This is a genomic window from Cupriavidus sp. HPC(L), from assembly GCF_000307735.3.
In the GTDB taxonomy this organism is placed as follows: domain Bacteria; phylum Pseudomonadota; class Gammaproteobacteria; order Burkholderiales; family Burkholderiaceae; genus Cupriavidus.
The window spans coordinates 1-17,595 of sequence record NZ_AMPR02000312.1; the positions used below are offsets into that span (position 1 = coordinate 1).

Annotated in this window: 11 protein-coding genes; 8 read left to right on the forward strand and 3 right to left on the reverse strand. The window is 67.3% G+C overall.

Annotation, left to right across the window (positions count from 1 at the left end):
* Both B551_RS16315 and fhuF read right to left on the reverse strand, forming a co-directional pair.
* Positions 1-6,455: non-ribosomal peptide synthetase (locus tag B551_RS16315; RefSeq protein WP_023264556.1), on the reverse strand; the 6,455-nt coding region annotated here is incomplete at its 3' end.
* Between the two features lie 100 nt (positions 6,456-6,555).
* Entirely contained in the window at positions 6,556-7,296 is a 741-nt protein-coding gene (gene fhuF, locus B551_RS16320; protein WP_006575917.1) for a siderophore-iron reductase FhuF, read from the reverse strand.
* Positions 7,297-7,621: 325 nt separating this feature from the next.
* On the opposite strand from fhuF, the gene B551_RS16325 reads away from it, so the two are divergent.
* The 5 genes from B551_RS16325 to B551_RS16345 all read left to right on the forward strand — a co-directional run bounded on the left by B551_RS16325 (position 7,622) and on the right by B551_RS16345 (position 14,180).
* Positions 7,622-9,781: a TonB-dependent siderophore receptor gene (locus B551_RS16325; protein ID WP_023264557.1), complete on the forward strand. Its 2,160-nt coding sequence runs from the start codon at positions 7,622-7,624 to the stop codon at positions 9,779-9,781.
* A gap of 231 nt (positions 9,782-10,012) precedes the next feature.
* On the forward strand, positions 10,013-11,797 hold the full coding sequence (locus B551_RS16330) for a cyclic peptide export ABC transporter (protein ID WP_083492634.1): 1,785 nt from the start codon (positions 10,013-10,015) through the stop codon (positions 11,795-11,797).
* Positions 11,798-11,905: 108 nt separating this feature from the next.
* On the forward strand, positions 11,906-12,169 hold the full coding sequence (locus B551_RS16335) for a DUF4880 domain-containing protein (protein WP_006575920.1): 264 nt from the start codon (positions 11,906-11,908) through the stop codon (positions 12,167-12,169).
* A 143-nt stretch (positions 12,170-12,312) separates the two neighbouring features.
* On the forward strand, positions 12,313-12,873 hold the full coding sequence (locus B551_RS16340) for an RNA polymerase factor sigma-70 (protein ID WP_006575921.1): 561 nt from the start codon (positions 12,313-12,315) through the stop codon (positions 12,871-12,873).
* A 158-nt stretch (positions 12,874-13,031) separates the two neighbouring features.
* Positions 13,032-14,180: a zinc-dependent alcohol dehydrogenase gene (locus tag B551_RS16345; RefSeq protein ID WP_006575922.1), complete on the forward strand. Its 1,149-nt coding sequence runs from the start codon at positions 13,032-13,034 to the stop codon at positions 14,178-14,180.
* 91 nt (positions 14,181-14,271) lie between these two features.
* On the opposite strand, the gene B551_RS16350 is transcribed toward B551_RS16345, so the two are convergent.
* Positions 14,272-14,649, reverse strand: a complete 378-nt coding sequence (locus tag B551_RS16350; protein ID WP_006575923.1) for a hypothetical protein — start codon at positions 14,647-14,649, stop codon at positions 14,272-14,274.
* A gap of 340 nt (positions 14,650-14,989) precedes the next feature.
* Here B551_RS16350 and B551_RS16355 point away from each other — a divergent pair, with 340 nt between their 5' ends.
* The 3 genes from B551_RS16355 (at position 14,990) to B551_RS16365 (ending at position 17,486) form a co-directional block, all read left to right on the forward strand.
* The gene (locus B551_RS16355) at positions 14,990-15,520 is read left to right on the forward strand and encodes a DUF4142 domain-containing protein (protein ID WP_043440306.1); all 531 of its coding nucleotides are present in this window, start codon (positions 14,990-14,992) and stop codon (positions 15,518-15,520) included.
* A gap of 59 nt (positions 15,521-15,579) precedes the next feature.
* On the forward strand, positions 15,580-15,915 hold the full coding sequence (locus B551_RS16360; protein WP_006575925.1) for a hypothetical protein: 336 nt from the start codon (positions 15,580-15,582) through the stop codon (positions 15,913-15,915).
* 560 nt (positions 15,916-16,475) lie between these two features.
* Positions 16,476-17,486 carry a class I SAM-dependent methyltransferase gene (locus B551_RS16365; protein WP_253281370.1) on the forward strand — a complete coding sequence of 337 codons (1,011 nt, stop codon included), beginning with the start codon at positions 16,476-16,478 and terminating at the stop codon, positions 17,484-17,486.
* The last annotated feature ends 109 nt before the right edge of the window (positions 17,487-17,595 follow it).

A 17,595-nucleotide genomic window follows, 5' to 3' on the forward strand; every position in this document is an offset into this window, starting at 1 on the left:
CCGGCGAGCGGCACGTCGGACGGCGTCAGCGCACCGGGCGGCACGCTGACGCAATGGTCGATGGTAGCCTCCAGCGCCTGCCGATAGGCCTCTACCAGCGAGGCGATGGTGTCATGCCGGTAGCGCGAGGTGCTGAAGCCGAACGCCAGCGACAGCGCGCCGCCGCTTACCTGGCCGTTGATCGTGATCCAGTTGCCGAGCGGGGCCTGCGGGTCGCGGCTGGCTCCGCACGGTTCTTCGGCGAAGTCGAACAGCGCGTCAGCACCGAGGCTTTGGTCGAACTGGCCGAGATAGTTGAACGTGATGCGGGGCAGGGCGCAGGACGCGAGTCGGTCGCGGATGGCCTGCGGCCCGAGATGCCGCAGCAGGCCGTAGCCGATGCCATGGTCGGGAACGCCCCGCAGCGTCTCCTTGACAGACTTGATGCTCGCCGCGGTGTCCGCGGCCGAGGGCAGCACTACCGGGAACATCGTCGTGAACCAGCCAACGGTGCGGCCAATATCCGGCGTCGCGCGCAAGGCCTCCCGGCCATGCCCTTCAAGCAGCACGGCAGCGCGATCGAGGCCGGCCCATTGGCCAACCGCCTGCGCAAGCGCGCTCAGCAGCAGGTCGTTGATCTGCGTTCGGTAGGCGGCCGGTGCCTGCTTCAGCAGCCGTTGTGTCTGCTCGGCCGACAGCTGAAGCGTCAGCGTCGCGGCATCGCCAATGCGATCGTTCCCCACGGCGTGATCGCACGGCAGCTCAGGTCCTTGCTGGGCATGCCAGTAGTCGGCCTGCCGGATGAACTCGTCCGAGTTCGCGTGCTGCGCTAACGCCTGTGACCAGGCCTTGTACGACGCAGTCTTGGCCGGCAGCGCGATCGGCTGGCGCTGCTGCGCGAGCCGGTACGCTTGCTGAAGGTCCTCCAGCAGGATGCGCCACGAGACGCCATCGACCACAAGGTGGTGAATGGCGAGGAGCAGGCGCTCGCTGCCATCCGGCAATTGAAGATGCAGCGCGCGCAGCAATGGCCCCTGTGCCAGATCCAGGCTCCGTTGAGCACGATCGCAGTGTGCGGCGATGGAGTCTGCCTCGTCCACTTGCTGCTGCCACAGCAGTTCGCTATCGCCTGGCGCGGTGTAGTGTTGCCGCCATTGCCCGTCCTGCTCGCGGTAGCGCAGCCGCAATGCATCGTGATGGCCGACCAGTGCCGTCAGCGCGCTGCGCAGGGCGTCCGGATCGAGCGGCGCCGTGGGACGCAGCAGGATCGATTGATTCCAATGGTTTCGATTCGGGATCGGCGCCTCGAAGAACGCCCGCTGAATCGGCAGCAGTGGGGCGTCGCCGGTCGGCTTGTCGTCGACGCGCCGATTCGCCTCATCGCGCTTGGTCACCTGTGCCAGCGCCTGCACGGTCTGATGCAGGAACAGGTCTTTTGGCGTGAAACGCAGGCCGAGGCGGCGTGCGCGGCTGACCGATTGGATCGACAGGATCGAGTCGCCGCCAAGCTCGAAGAAGTTGTCGGTCGCGCCGACGCGCTCGACGCCGAGGACGTCTTGCCAGACTTGCGCAAGCAGGGCCTCGGTATCGTTGCGCGGGGCGACGTAGCCTTCGGCTTCCCATACCGGGGCGGGCAGCGCCCGGCGGTCGAGCTTGCCGTTGGGCGTGACCGGGAGCCGCTCGAGCGCGATGATCTGAGCTGGCACCATATGGTCGGGCAGTTGTGCCTTGAGCCGGTTCTTGATCGTCGCGGTGTCGACGGCGTCCAGCACGCAGTAGGCGACCAGCCTCTCCTCGTGAACGATCACCGCGGCGTCCTTGACCCCCGGCTGGGACCGCAGCAGATGGGCGACTTCGCCGAGTTCGACGCGGTAGCCGCGGATCTTGACCTGTTCGTCCTGACGGCCCAGGTATTCAATCCGGCCGTCCGCATCCTGCTTGACGCGATCGCCGGTGCGGTACATCCGTGCGCCGGAGGTGAAGGGATCGGGCACGAAGCGTTCGGCGGTGAGCCCGGACCGTCCAAGGTAGCCGCGGGCCAGCTGCGGTCCGGCTATATAGAGCTCACCGACAATGCCGCTTGGTACCGGGTTCAGGTCGGCGTCCAGCACGTAGACGCGCGAGCCGGGCAGCGGGGTGCCGGTAGGTAGCTGCCGGTCGGGCAGGGTCACGGCTTCATGCGTGAGCACGCCGACGGTCGTCTCCGTCGGACCGTAGTGGTTGAACAGCCGGCAGTGCGGCTTCAGGTCACGGACCATGCGAGCCAGCTCGGCTGAGGTCGCTTCGCCACCAAGAATGAGGGCCTGTTCGGGTAGCACGTCGGCAGGCTGCCGAGCCTGCAACAACCCGCGCAGATGACTCGGCACGATCTTGAGCACGCCGACACGGTGCCGGGCCATGTACTGAGCAAACCGATCGGGATCGAAGCCGCGCTCGCGCGAGATCAGATGCAAGGTGCGGCCGCTGCAGAGGGCGCCGAACAGCACGGTATGGCCCAAGTCGGCGGCCGTGGTCGAGACCATCGCCATCGAGGCAGCGGCTGGCAGTTGCAGCCGGTGCAGCACGCCGGAGACGTAGTGCGCCAACGCGTCATGACTGACGACAACGCCTTTCGGGGCGCCGGTCGAGCCGGAGGTGTAGATCAGATATGCGGCCTGATCCGGGAGCAGCGAGACAGCAGGGGCGTCGTCCACCGGCGCCACAGACGCCGGATCGATGCAATCGACGCCGGGCACGAAGCCAACGACAACGTGAGCTCCGGCATCGTCGAGCAGCTGCCGCAAGCGCTCGGCAGGCTGTGCCGGATCGAGCGGCACACAGACGGCGCCGGCCTTCAGGATGCCGAGCAGGCCGGTAACGAATGCAGGCGAGCGTTCGACACAGAGCCCAACCCGCGCCTCGCGCCCAACGCCGCGCTCGATCAGCGCCGCGGCTATCCCATTGGCCATCCGGTCGGTCTCGCCCCGGGACAGCACCTGATCCTCATATTGCAGTGCGACGGCGGAAGGATCAGCGTCAGCGTTCCGCCGCCATGCCGCGAGCACATCGGCCGGAGCCGATGTCACCGCCTCGCCAATGAGCTGCCCGTCCTCATTGTCGAGCGCCAGCTCACCAACGCGAACGGTCGGTGTCGAAGCAATCTGTTCGAGGATGCCCACATAGTGCTGACGCATCCGCTCGATGGTGCCGCGATCGAACAGATCGGTGGCGTAGCCGAACCGGCCCGCGATGCCGTCTTCGCTCTCTACCAGATCCAACGCGATATCGAAGCGCGTGACATCGCCTTCGATCTGTTCGGCCGTGACGACGTGGCCGGCCAACTGTTTGGGAACCGCAATCGGCAGCGCCAGGTTGAACTTGACCTGGAACAGCGGGTTGTGGGCGAGGCTGCGTTCCGGCTGCAGCGCCTCGACCAGCTGTTCGAAGGGCAGGTCCTGGTATCCCTGCGACTCGATCACCGTCTGATGCAGCCCACGGAGCAGCGCGTCCCACGGCATGCTGCCGTCGATGTCCGTGCGCACGACCAGCGTATTGACGAAGCAGCCGATCAGGGCCTCGGTCTCGACGCTGCCGCGATTGGCGACCGGCACGCCGACCCGGACATCGCGCTGCCCCGTGTAGCGGTACAGCAGCGTCTGGAAGGCGGCCAACAGCACCGCAAACATCGTTGTCTGTGCACCGAGCGCGATGCCGCGCAAGCTTGTCGCCAACGGCCCGTCCAGCATGAAGGGCACCGCGGCGCCGCGATGGCTCTGCGCCGCGGGGCGCGGCCGATCGCTCGGAAGTTCCAGTACAACGGACGAGTCGCCGAGGCGATCCTTCCAGTAGGCGAGTTGACGGTCACGCTCGCCGGCCTCCAGGCGATCCGCATGCCAGGCGGCATAGTCGGCGTAGCGGATCGCGAGCGGCGGCAACTCGACGGGACGATCTGCCGCGAAACCCTCGTACAGCCGGCAAAACTCGTCGATCGCCACATTCATCGACCAGCCATCCGACACGATATGGTGGACCGTGATCGACAGCCATTCCTGGTCTTCCGCGACTCGCAGTTGCGCGACGCGCAATGGTGCCGCGGCCAGCAGGTCGAACGGCTCGGCGCTGAGCTCGCGAGCTTTTGCTTGCGCCCTGGCCGCGGCCTCGGGCCCGTGCTCGCGCAGATCCAGTACCGCAATCGGGCAGGGGCCGGCGGGCAGTACCCGTTGCCGCGGTTCCTCATGCGGGTCCAGTTCGAAGCGCGTGCGCAGCCCCTCGTGCCGGGCGACCAGTGCGTCGACCGCGCGTTGCAGCGCGATCCGGTCGAAACGCCCGTGCAGCTTCAGCACACCGGAGACGTTGTAGGCGCCGCTGTCCGGCTGCATCGACCACAGCACCCACAGGCCCCGTTGCACCGGGGACAGCGGCGCCAGTTCGCTGTCTGGCCGGCGCGCAATGGACCCTTCCTTCGCCGAGTCCTGACCCTCGTCGCGAGCCAGCAACCCGTCGATGACCGCCGCGTTGGCCCGCAGCGACCCATCGGCGAACAGGTGCGCCAACGCGTAGCCACGATGCAACCGCTCCCGGATTCTCGACACCAGTTGGGTTGCGCGCACCGAATTGCCGCCCATCGCGAAGAAGTTGTCGTCGGCCGATGCCGGCCGGATGGCGAGCACTTCCTGCCAGAGCTCCGCCAGTGTCGCCTCCGTGCCCTGCAGCGCCACGGCGTTGGCGTTCGCGGTGGCGACCGACGATGGACCCGATGCGAGCCGCCGCCCCGATTCGAATGCCGCCCACAGCGCCAGATCGCCGCTGCGCCAGGCCGGCAGGCAGCGCGAGCGTTGCAGCTTGCCGCTGGTGGTCTTCGGCAGTTCGCCGGGCTGCAGCAGCAGCACCAGGCCCGGCGGCTCGCCGCAGCATTGGGCCACCGCCTCGCGAATGGCCGCCTCCACCGCCTCCGGAGAGCCGAACTTCTGGATGCTGCGCGCAATCTCGGCCGCGATGCCGATCGTTTCGACCTGCCCGTCTGGCGATGGGAACGCGAAGGCGGCGACCCGGCCCTTGCGCACGACCTCGACCGCGGCTTCGACCGCGATTTCGATGTCCTGCGGATACAGGTTGTGTCCGCGGACGATGATCAGGTCCTTCAACCGTCCGGCGACATAGAGCCTGCCGTCGTGCAGGAAGCCGAGGTCGCCCGTGCGCAGATGGCGAGATGCGGCATCGTCGTGATGGGCGAATGTGTTCGCAGTGGCCTCGGGGTGCTGCCAGTAGCCCGCCGTCACGCTCGGCCCGCTGATGCAGATCTCGCCGACCTCGCCGTCCGGAACCGGCTGTCCATGTTCGACATGGCGGATCTCGATGCGGTGGTCCGGGGCCGCATCGCCGCAGGCCACGAGCCGAGTACCGTCGCCATCGTGCGATGCCACGGCACGTCCCGCGGCCAGCGCCGCCTCGTTGAAACCGACCATCGTGGCACCTTCGCCGGGGCGCCCGCCGGTGGCAAGCAGCGTTGCCTCCGCCAGTCCATAGCAGGGATAGAGCGCGCTGGCGTCGAGGCCGGCATCGGCGAAGTGGCTGGCGAACCGTTCCAGTGTCTCGGCGCGGATCGGCTCGGCGCCGCAGAAGGCGACACGCCAGCTGCGCAGCGAGAGCGTCGGCACCTGTGCCGGACGCACGCGCTCCACGCAAAGCCGATAGGCGAAGTCGGGACCGCCGCTGACGGTGCCGCCGAATCGGTCGATTGCCTCCAGCCAGCGGCGCGGCCGCTGCAGGAAATACGTCGGCGACATCAGCACCAGCGGCATGCCGCCATAGAGCGGATGCAACAGTCCACCGATCAGGCCCATGTCGTGATAGAGCGGCAGCCAGCTGACCATCACGTCGCCGGCCGTGGTGCCGAACTGGTGGGCGATGGCCGCCTCGTTGGCGACGATATTGGCGTGCGTCACCATCACGCCCTTCGGGGTCGCGGTCGAACCGGAGGTGTACTGCAGGAAGGCAACGGCGTCGGGGCTGACTGATGCGGCCCAGGCCTTTGCGTACGAAAGGGTTGTCTCCGGGGGCGATTGCCGGACCGACGATACGGTGACGACGCGCGTCTGCAGGCTGGCGGAGCGTCCGCTCGCCCATTCGCCGGCAAGTCCGTCGTCGACCACGACGACAGCGGGCTGCGCATCGGCGGCGATGGCGTTGAGCCGGGCCAGATGCTGCGGCCGCATCGATTCGGGCGGGAAAGCCGGCACCGCGATCACGCGCGCCAGCAGGCAGCCGAGAAACGCGCTGACATAGTCGATGCCGGTATCGAGCACGATCATCGCGCGCTCGCCGGGCTGGGCGACCTCGCTCAGCCGGGCAGCGTAGGCCGCCGCTCGCGCGAGCAGGTCGCGATAGCGGTAGGGCGTGCCTTCGGGGTGGTCCTCGTCCAGCACCGTCAGTGCCGTCGCATCGGCGCGGCTTGTCGCGTGTTGGATCAAATGGTCGAGCAGCGTCTCGCCTTGCATTGCTGTCCTTTTGCGAATCGATGGACCGGTGCTGCACCAGCACGTCCGACAGAAGGAAGACGAAGGGAGAGGCGGGGAATTTAGCGCGGCGTGACTTCGATCAGCACAATGCCGCGCACTCGGCGCGCAGCGGACAGGTGCCGCAGTAATCGTCGCCGTCGAGCCGGTACTTCAGGCAGCAGACGCGGCGCACGCGACGTTCGCCGCCGTCCGCCTGCGGGCGGTCCAGATAGGCGGCGCGATAGGGATGCGGCCGGCCGTCGGCGCCCCGGTCCTGGCGCAGCCACTGCGCCAGCGAGTCGCGGCGTCGCCCATCCAGTGCCGGATGGGCGAGCAGGTTCATGCCGACGTATTGGACGAACTCGGCCGCGTGGCTCCACAGCACGCGCGGCGAGGCACGGGTCAGCGCCGACAGCGTGGCGAACACCGGCGCCAGATGGTGGTGCGTCATGGCGCCCAGCGTTTCGTCCAGCGTTGCCGCGCCCTGGCCGAGCGCCGGCGAACGCAGGTGGATGCGTGACACCAGACCGTCCGGACCGAAGGCGATATCGACCTCGTCCAGCGTTACCGGCACCGTTCGGCCGAGCGCTGCCGCCGCGACCAGCACCGGCGGCACCAGCACCACGCAGTAGTGCCGGGCCCACCACGACGCCAGCGCGGGCGAGGCGCGCTCGTGTTCGGCTCCGATGGTGTCGCGGTATTCGGCCAGCCGTTGCCGCAATGCCGCCGGCTCTGCGAACAGGCTTCCCGGCACCGCATTGACGCCGGCCGGCGCCGTGGTGACCCCTTCGCCGAAGCGCCGCAGCGGGCCGGGAAAGAAGGGTGCGAGTTCGGCAATCAACAGGATCTCCAGGCCAGGGCGGGGCCGAATCGATGCGTATCGAAGCAAGCGTCGTTGCTGGAACGCCGCCTTCAACGAGAGACGAACCGCCCACCGCCGAAATTAGCGTCGCCCCCTTTCTGTGCCGATCAGCCGCCAATTCCCCTTTTCACGCTCCCTATTGCCGTTTCTCCGTCACTCACGTAATAATTACGAATCATTATCATTCGCAGATGCATTACGGCGAGCCTTTTTGCGTGCCGGGCGAACGCGATCCAAAAAGAAGGGGAGTCTCATGCAACGGGTGTTCGATTGCCGGCGGACGGAGGTTCGGCGGGCGGTAGTGATGTTGTTTGCGCTGGCGGGCAGCGCGCATGCACAGGAGCAGGCGGCGCCGGCGGGCCAGCCCGTGACGGGCCAATTGCCCGAGGTCACCGTCAGGGCCACCGGGTCGGAGACGGGAACCGGCCCGGTGGGCGGCTATGTCGCCCGGCGCAGCGTCACCGCGACCAAGACCGATACGCCGTTGGCGGAGACGCCGCAGTCGATTTCGGTGATCACCCGCGAGCAGATGGAAGACCGCGGCGTGCAGAACGTGTCCGAGGCCTTCGCCTATTCGGCCGGCGTGGTCGGCGACAACGTGGTCGAGTCGCGCTATGACAAGCCGGTGATCCGCGGCTTCCCCGCGCGGCAGTATCTCGACGGCCTGTACATCAACTACTACACGAGCGGCTACCTGATGCCGCGTGTCGACACCTATGGACTCGAGCGCGTCGAGCTGCTGCGCGGCCCCAGTTCGGTGCTGTACGGCGCCAACGCGCCGGGCGGCCTCATCAACCTGGTCAGCAAGCGGCCGACCGCCGAGACGCTGCGCGAGGTCAATCTGCAATATGGTTCGCACAATCGGAAGCAGGCCAGCTTCGACCTGTCCGGCGCGGTGGACAGCAACCAGACCGTGCTCTATCGGCTGACCGGCCTGTTCCGCAAGAGCGATACGCAGACCGAGCATGCCAAGGACGACCGCATCTTCATTGCGCCCGCCTTGACGTTCCGCCCCTCCGCCGATACCACCTTCACGCTGCTGACGCACTACCAACGCGACAAGCAGGGCACCGCGATCAACTTCCTGCCGCGCGAGGGCACGGTCATTCCGACGGTGAACGGCCGCAGGATCCCGGTCGGGTTCTTCACCGGCGAGCCGGGCTTCAATACCTTCGACCGCGAGGAATACGCGATCGGCTACGCCTTCGAGCATCGCTTCAACGACACCTTCCGCGTACGGCAGAACGTGCGCTACATGCACAGCGACCTGACCTATACCGGGGTCTATGCGGTGGGCTGGAACTCGGCGGCGCAGCAGCAACTGCGGCGCGGTTCGCTCGATGCCGGCGGCAAGCTCGATACGATCGGCGTCGATACCCAGCTGCAGGCGGACTTCAGTACCGGGCCGGTCCGGCACAAAGTGCTGGTCGGCGTGGATTACCAGCATGGCAAGTTCGACGACAAGCAGGGCTTCGGCACGGTAGGCACGCCGCCGCTGGGCCTGATCGATCCGTGGAATCCGGTCTACGGCGCCAGGATCAACCCGATCGCCTCGTACACCAATGCGGAGCAGACCCAGCGCCAGCTCGGCATCTATTTCCAGGATCAGATGAAGCTGACCGAGCGGCTGACCTTCGTCGCCGGCGGCCGCAAGGACTGGGCGAGCTCCGATACGACGTCGACCCGCATCGTCACCGCGACCAACGCCCGCACCGTCACGACGACGCCGATCGACCAGGACGACTTCACCTATCGCCTCGGCCTGCTGTACCAGGCGCCGTACGGCATCACGCCATACGTCAGCTATTCGACCTCGTTCCAGCCGCAGGCCGGCACCGACCGCCAGGGCTCGCCGTTCAAGCCGACCACCGGCAAGCAGACGGAGCTGGGGGTCAAGTTCCAGCCGCCGGGCAGCAACAGCTTCATTACCGCGGCGGTCTACGACCTGCGGCAGCAGGACGTGCTGACGCCGGACCCGGGCCGTCCGGCCGGCACCAATTTCCAGATCCAGACCGGCGAGATTCGCTCGCGCGGCTTCGAGCTGGAAGGCACGATGGACTTCCAGAACGGCTTCAAGGCGATCGGCTCGTACACCTTGATGAATATGGAGACGACCAAGAGCAACGGTCCGGACCTCGGCAAGACGCCGACCAACCGGCCGCGCCATACGGCCGCGCTGTGGGTCGACTACACGATGCGCGGCGGCATGCTGCGCGGCCTCGGCATGGGGGCCGGCGCGCGCTACATCGGCTCGACCTGGGGCGATGCGGCCAATACCTTCAAGGTGTCGTCGGTGTGGCTGGCCGATGCCGCGATCCACTACACGCTCGACCAGCATTGGCGTTTTGCGTTGACCGCGACCAATCTGCTCGACAAGGAATACGTCGGGCAGTGCGGCAGCGCGACCACCTGCTATTACGGCTACCGCCGCAACATCCTGGCCACCGCGACGTATCGCTGGTGAGGGTGCACGCCGCAAGGCGCGCCGCGCCCATATGTCATTCCCGCGCATGCGGGAATCCAGCGGCGTAGAGAGCCGCTGGGTCCCCGCGTGCGCGGGGACGACAGGCGTGTCGCAAGCTGAGGTGGCAATCGCGCCGGTTGCCTCCAGCGAGCCCCTGCGTCACGGTAGCTAATTCGCGGGCACCGTCGTTCGTCACAGGAAGGAGACCTCTTCCTCGTGGAGCCGCCGACCGTGTCCGCCTTTCCCTCGCTGCGCAATGTGTTGTTCCGGGCCTCGGGCCATCTGCTGGCGTTCGCCATCGTGGCCAGCCTGGCTGGCGGCGCGGCCTCGGTGGGGCTGATCGCCACCATCAACCGCGCGTTGTCGACGCCTGCGGACCAGTTGGCCGCGTTGGGGCTACGGTTCGCGGCGCTGGCCGTGGCCGTGCTGCTGTGCCGTACCGCCGCGCTGATGCTGTTCGTGCGGCTGAACCAGACGGTGCTCGCCAGCCTGCGCGAGCATATCGCCGGCCGGCTGCTGGCCTCGCCCTATGCCGAACTCGAACGGGTTGGCCCGGGACGCGGGCTCGCGCTGCTGGGCGAGGACACCAATCAGGTCGCCACGCTGCTGGTCGCGCTGCCGTTCGTGGTGATGAACGGCACCATCGTGCTCGGCTGCCTGGCGTATCTGGCCTATCTGTCCTGGCAGGTCTTCCTGTTCGCGCTCGTTGCCGTGCTGACCGGCTCGATTTGCTACCGGCTCAGCCGCAAGCGTTCGCAGCGCTATCTGCGCGACGCCGGCAGATGGCACGACGTGCTGATCGAACGCTTCGGCGCGATTTTCGCGGGCGCCAAGGAGCTGAAGCTGCATCGCGAGCGCCGCGAGGCGTTCGCCAGCGGGCCGCTGGCCGAGGCGATCGATGCGGTCAGGACCAACCGCACGCAAGGCCTGTCGCTGCTGTATCTGTCGCTGACGATCGGCAGCACGCTGTTCTTCGCGGTGATCGGCATCATCCTGTTCGTCGTGCAGCGGCCGCTGGGTGCGGATGCCGCCGTCGCGAGCGGCTATACGCTGGTGTTCCTCTACATGATGGCGCCGCTGGAGGGCCTGCTGAACAGCCTGCCGCAGCTCAATCTGGCGCGTATCGCCTATCAACGGATCGCGGATACCACCGGACCGCTCGCGGTGGAGCCGGGCCTGGGCGATGCGGCCGATGCGGCCGATGAGCGCCGGCCGTTCGTCGAACTCGCCTTGCGGGGCGTCACGCATCGCTATTTCCGCGACGGCGAGGACGGCGCCTTCACGCTGGGGCCGATCGATCTGTCGCTGCGCGCCGGCGAGGTGGTGTTTCTGGTTGGCGGCAATGGCAGCGGCAAGACCACGCTGGCCAAGCTGCTGGTCGGCCTGTATGCGCCCGAACAAGGCAGCGTGCTGCTCAATGGCGAGCCCATTGCCGACGCCGTGGGCCACGAGCGTCATCGCCAGCAGTGCACGGCGGTCTTCTCGGACTTTCATCTGTTCGACAGCCTGTTGGGCGCCGCGGCAGGCGAGGGCGGCGAGGGTGCCAACGCGGTCGGCTACACGGCGCTGGATGCGCGCGCCAACGAACTGCTGGCGCGCCTGCAGCTGCAGCACAAGGTGACCGTGCGCGACGGCGCGTTCTCGACGCGCGCGCTGTCGCAAGGTCAACGCAAACGCCTGGCGCTGGTCGCGGCCTGCCTGGAGGACCGGCCTGTCATCGTGCTCGACGAATGGGCCGCCGATCAGGACCCCGCCTTCAAGGCGGTGTTCTATCGCGAGATCGTGCCGGCGCTGCGCGCGCAGGGCAAGGCAGTGCTGGTGATCTCGCACGACGATCGCTACTTCGATGCGGGCGATCGCGTCGTGCGGCTCGAACAGGGCCGCATCCGCGAGCAGGGGGGCGAACACCGGAGCGAAGACCAGCGCGAATACCGGGGCGAATACCGGAGCGAATCCCAACCGGCCACAGAGCCGGAGGGCGTGGCGATCGCCACCGAGCGGCAGCGCGCGGCATGAAACACGGGGCCGTTGCGCCGGTGCCCAGGCAGCGACTCCGCTACAATCGCGTCACACGACGCCGGTGCATGACATCGGCGCACAAGAACGCATCAAGGGGAGCTGTACGTGGTCCAGAACCGAACGCCGGGCAACGACATCGCCTGGCAACAAGCGCTCGACTGGGTGATGCTGATGCGGGACGGCATGCTCGACGCCAGCGCCGAACAACGCCTGCTCGAATGGCTCGACCAGTCGCCCGATCATATCGAGTCGTTCCGCCAGGCATGCGCCGTGTGGCAGGCCACCGGTGCGGTCACTCCTTCGATCCAGGCTGCCCTCGAAACCCGCATGCCTCCCACGGCAGGGCAGCGTCCCACGCGCCACGGCTGACTGTCGCTGTCACACGTCGGTCGCATTCGGCCACCAACCTTTACACATTGCCTCTTCGAATCGCACGGGCATGTCGCTATAATTGCGAATGAGTCGCATTTGCGTTAGCATGTCCGTCGGTTTCTTCTGGGAGGGGGCACGAAATGACCGAGCAACCGATCAACGAGGTCCGGACGCCTGTCGAGGCGCACCAGCCGCGCCATATGAGCCAGGAACTGTTCGGTACCTTCCTCAGCTATCGCCGGGCCCTGATCGACGCCGCGGCGCGCATCCTGGGATGTCGTGCCGGCGCCGAGGACGTGGTCCAGGACACCTTCCTGAAGCTGATGGACCAGGAGAGCGCCATTGTGGTCCGGCAGCCGGTCGGCTACCTGTTCCAGACGGTGCGCAATCTGGCCATCGACCGGCACCGGCGCGCGGCGCTCGAGCAACGGCACGCGGCCTGCGAGGAAGACGGACTGCTGGTGGCCAGCGACGCGTTGTCGCCGGAGTCCATCACGCTGGGCCGCGAAGCGCTCGGCACGGTCGCCGGCGCGCTGGCCGAACTCCCCGAGCGTACCCAGAAAGCCTTTGAGATGTATCGCATTCGCGGGATGACGCAGAAGGAGATTGCAGCCATCCTCGGCGTGTCCCCGACCCTGGTCAATTTCATGATCCGCGACGCGATGACCCATTGCCGCGACGCGCTGTTCGGGGCCGCGTAAGCGCGACCATCGCGCCTTCCTACGCCACCTCCAGCCCGCTACCAGCCCAGCCCCCAGCCTTCCATCGCCCGGCTTCCCCGGAATGCAATTTGCGTCCTGCCGTGACGTTGCGGTCCGGCGGGTCGGACCGCGTCAACCCACGATTGCGGAGTTGCGCGATGAAAGCTGTCGTATTCCACGGAGTCGGCGATATACGCCTGGACGATGTGTCCGATCCGGTGCTGCAGGCGCCGACCGACGCATTGATCGAATTGACCGCCAGCGCCATATGCGGCACCGACCTGCACATGGTTCGCGGCACCATGCCCGGCATGCGGCCGGGCACCATCCTCGGCCATGAGGGCGTCGGCGTGGTCACCGAGGTCGGACAGGACGTCAACAATCTGCGGCCCGGCGATCGGGTCGTGATTCCCTCCACGATCGCCTGCGGCTACTGCAGCTACTGCCGCAGCGGCTATCACGCGCAGTGCGACAACGCGAATCCCAACGGCATGCGCGCGGGCACGGCGTTCTTCGGCGGACCGCAGACCACCGGTCCCTTCCACGGCCTGCAGGCCGAATATGCGCGGATTCCCTTTGCCAATATCGGCGCGATCAAGCTGCCCGACGAGATCAGCGACGACCAGGCCATCCTGATGTCGGACATTTTTCCGACCGGCTATTTCGGCGCGCAACTGGCCGAGATCCGGCGCGGCGATACCGTGGTCGTGTTCGGCTGCGGACCGGTCGGGCAGTTCGCGATCGTATCGGCGCATCTGCTCGGCGCATCGCGCATTCTCGCCGTCGACCATATTCCGTCGCGGCTCGAGGCAGCCCAGGCGCAGGGCGCCGAGGCCATCGACTTCAATCGCGAGGACCCGGTGCAGGCGATCCTGCGGCTGACCGGCGGCATCGGCGCCGACCGCGCCATCGATGCGGTCGGCATCGACGCGCAGCGCCGGCATGCCGATGGAGACGGTTCTACCGCGCAGCCCTCGTTATGGCAGCCCGGCGACGGTCCTTCCGAGGTGCTGAAGTGGTCGGTCGAGGCGCTTGCCAAGGCCGGCACGCTGTCGATCATCGGCGTCTATCCCGAGGCGCACGAGACCTTTCCGATCGGCAAGGCAATGAACAAGAACCTGACGCTGAAGATGGGCAACTGCAATCACCGCGCGATCCTGCCGGAGCTGGTCGACCTGGTACGCGCCGGCGTGATCGATCCCGCGGAGGTGTTGACGCAGACCGAGCCGCTGACCGGCGCGCTGCAGGCCTACGAGGCGTTCGACCTGCGCCAGCCGGGCTGGATGAAGGTCAAGCTGGAGCCGTAAGCTGGCGTGGACCCGGGACGAAAAAAAGCCGGCACGCAATGCTGTTGCGTGCCGGCTTGCCGGGCCAGCGTGCGCCCGGTCAGCGCCGGGCTTACTGCTTCGTCGCCGGGCTGGGGGAGTCGCCCTTCGGCGCGGACGGCGAGTCCGGCGTTACCGCGTCGGGCATGCCCTGCTGGCGCGGCTTCTTGCTGCGATGCGTGGTGCCGCTCTTCTTCTTGTCGCGGGTCTCGCTGCCGGTCATGGTCGAACCGGTCGAGCTGGTCGAGCCGCTTTGCATCGTGGAGTCGCTGCCGCTCATGCTGCCGCCGGTCGCCGACGGCGTCGTGCTGCGGCTCGCGGGCGGGTTGCCTTCGGTCGGCGGCGCGCTCGGGTTCGGCGCGTTGTTGCTGGGGGGCGCCTGCTGGGCGACCGCAGGCAGGCTCAGCGCCGCGCACAGCGCAAGCGCGGTAGTGGTGACGATTCGCTTCATCGTTGGCTCCATCCATTGAACGTGAGAACGGGCGGGCCCGTCCGGACAGACACCGGCTGGTGGCACACGATGCCCGTTACCTAACGATACGTGCCGCGTTATGCCCGCTCAGGAAGGCGATGCCTGAATCGACTGTAGGAATTGGACGACGACCGCGAGCGCGCTACTGCAATCCTTACGAGCCGATGTAGAAATTCCGAGCCGCTATCGCAGACGCCGACGCGAACGATCCCCCCGCATGCCTCGCGCCATACACCGCGCCTGCCGCGCCGGCCTCGGCACGGAAGTTGCGCCGCGGCCGATGTCACTGATCCGGCTGATGGAGGCCATCTTGAAAACGATGCAATGGATTCGTCCCGCGCTGCTGGTCGCCGCCGCAGCTGCGATGAACCTGGCGTTCGCCGACGTCGGCAAGACCGACACCAACTTCATGAAGAAGGCGGCCGAGAGCGGCATGCTGGAAATCGAGGCCAGCACGCTGGCTGAAAGCAAGGCATCGAGCGACACGGTGAAGTCCTTTGCCTCGCAGATGCTGAAGGACCACAAGGCCGCGGACAGCGAACTGAAGGCGTTGGCGTCGAGCAAGGGCGTTGAATTGCCGACCGAGCTGCCCTCGGCGGACAAGAAGCGGCTGGAGGCGCTGGGCGCGCTCGAGGGCGCTACCTTCGATCGCGAGTATGCGAAGGAGGTCGGCGTCAAGGCGCACAACAAGGCGGTGTCCCTGTTCCGCGAGGCCTCGACCAAGTCCCGCGATCCGGACGTCAAGGCGTTCGCCGGCAAGACGCTGCCGACACTGCAACATCATCTCGAGATGGCCAACAAGATGGCCAACGAGGTGGGAAAGTCTCCGGCCAAGTCGGCGAAACGCTAGGCAGCGCGAACCGCGATGCGCCGGCGGCGCCCGCCGCCACAACTACGCAGGAGACAGAGATGAAACGTTTCGCCACTTTCGCCATGCTGGCGCTGATGTCCGGCGCCGCGATGTCGCAATCGACCGCCACGCCCGCGACCGGAACGCCGCCGGGCAGCGACAAGGCGCCCGGTACGGCCGCCTCGGACGTCATGCCGACTCGGCCGGTCCAGGCCCCAAGCGGTGGCTCCACTTCGGACCATGGCGCGCATGGCGGCACCCGTCAGCACGACGCGACCAAGGGCACCAGCACCAGCAAGCGCGGCGAGGCAAGCCAGTCCAATCGCAGCGACCGCCGCAGTGCTTCGGCGGCGGAGAGCTACGGCTATCCCGCGTCGCCGGCGAAGGCGCGCTAGCGGTGCCGCCGCGGCAAGCCATTCCCTCGCTGCTCCATTTCCCGTGCCTGAGCGCGGCGCCCGATGCGGGCGCCGCGTTTTTTTACGCACGCGCAATTGGCCGCATGGAGGGAAACGTTGGCTCGCGCACATAGGCAAACAATTTTTTATTTGCGAGCGCAGCAAACGCTAACTAGATTGCCTTCGTGGGTTTGTCAACGCTGACATGCTGGCGATCTCTGCATGTCGCGGCCCTGGCAACCCACCGTGGCGGTACACCGGCATGCCAAGGCAATCGCGTTCGAGCCGTGGGGGAGGGCGGACGCGAGGCAGCGCCAGTCCACGGGGTCTGGGGCTGGCTCGCCGAAGCGTAATGGCGATCGGCCACGTCGATGTCATACCCAGGAGGCCAGGCACACCGACCGGCACGCACCGGCCGGGTCCGGCCTGCCAATACGCAGCGCATTGGAAAGGAACGGCATCGCGCCGGCGACGGCGTGCGGCCGGCCGGCCCTTCGCGTCTTTCGTCTGGTGTCGGCCGTGGTCGCGGCCGCGCCGGCGCTTCTACCCCGGGATCCAACATGAACGACGCCCTGCTCTCCGACCCCTGCGTTCCAACGCGCGCCGAGTCACTCGATCCACCTGTTCAGCGCCGCGATCACGAGCGCGCCGATGCTGCCTTGGCCATGCACGCGCAGGCCGGCGCGGAGGACAGCTATCTGCAGCGATTGCAGCCCTTCCTGAAGCCGGGTGCCGCGGTACGCGGTGGGGCCTTCCCCGAGGCACGCATCAATACGTTCACCACCGGCATGCGCGCCAACGCGCATTACTTCAGCCATCCCAAGTGGATGGACGACTGGCTGGTCAGCGTGCATCGGTATCCGGAATTGCGAGAGCGGTGGTTGTCCGTGGTCGGGTCGCTCGACGACAAGGTGCTGGTCGATGTGGGCTGCGGTCCCGGCAATCTGCTGGCCGCACTGGGGGGCAAGCCGAAGATTGCGATCGGCGTCGACATCGCGCCAGGCAGCCTGGAGAGAGCGGCCGGTGTCGGCTACCTGCCGTTGCGGGCCGACGCCCACGATATGCCTTTGCGCTCCGGCATCGCCGACGTCGTCGCCATCAATGGGTCGCTGCATCATCTGGACGATATGCGGCGCGCGCTGGTGGAGGCCTCGCGCCTGGTGCGGCCCGGCGGCTTGCTGATCCTTGATCATGACCCGCAGCGTTCGGCATGGAATTTCCGCGGCATCGCCTTGCTGCTATGGCGCCTGCGTTTGCCGATCTATCGCTGGCTTCGGCGCGGCGGCCATACCGCGGCCGACGACGAACAGGTCTGGGCACTGGCCACCGAACTGCATCACCGGCCCGGTGATGGGCTGACGCGCGAGCTGGTGCACACGACGCTGCGGCCGCTGGGCTTCGATATCGCGATCTATCCGCACAGCCACTATGTCGGCAAGGACGTGCTGGACGGCGTGATGGGCCGCCCGCCGCTGAAGATCCGGCTGGCGCAGCGGCTGTCCGGCATCGATCCCAGGTCGGCGGAAGCCGCGCTGAGCCTGTTCGTCGTCGCGCGCCGGCGCACGCTGTAGCCTTCCTGCAGTAGTCCCCTGCGCTTGCCTCGCGCCGCCGCCGATTCCGGTGGCGGCGTCCCCGCTTTTCTCTTTCCCTTGCGCTCGATCCACCGATGGCTCGATTCCC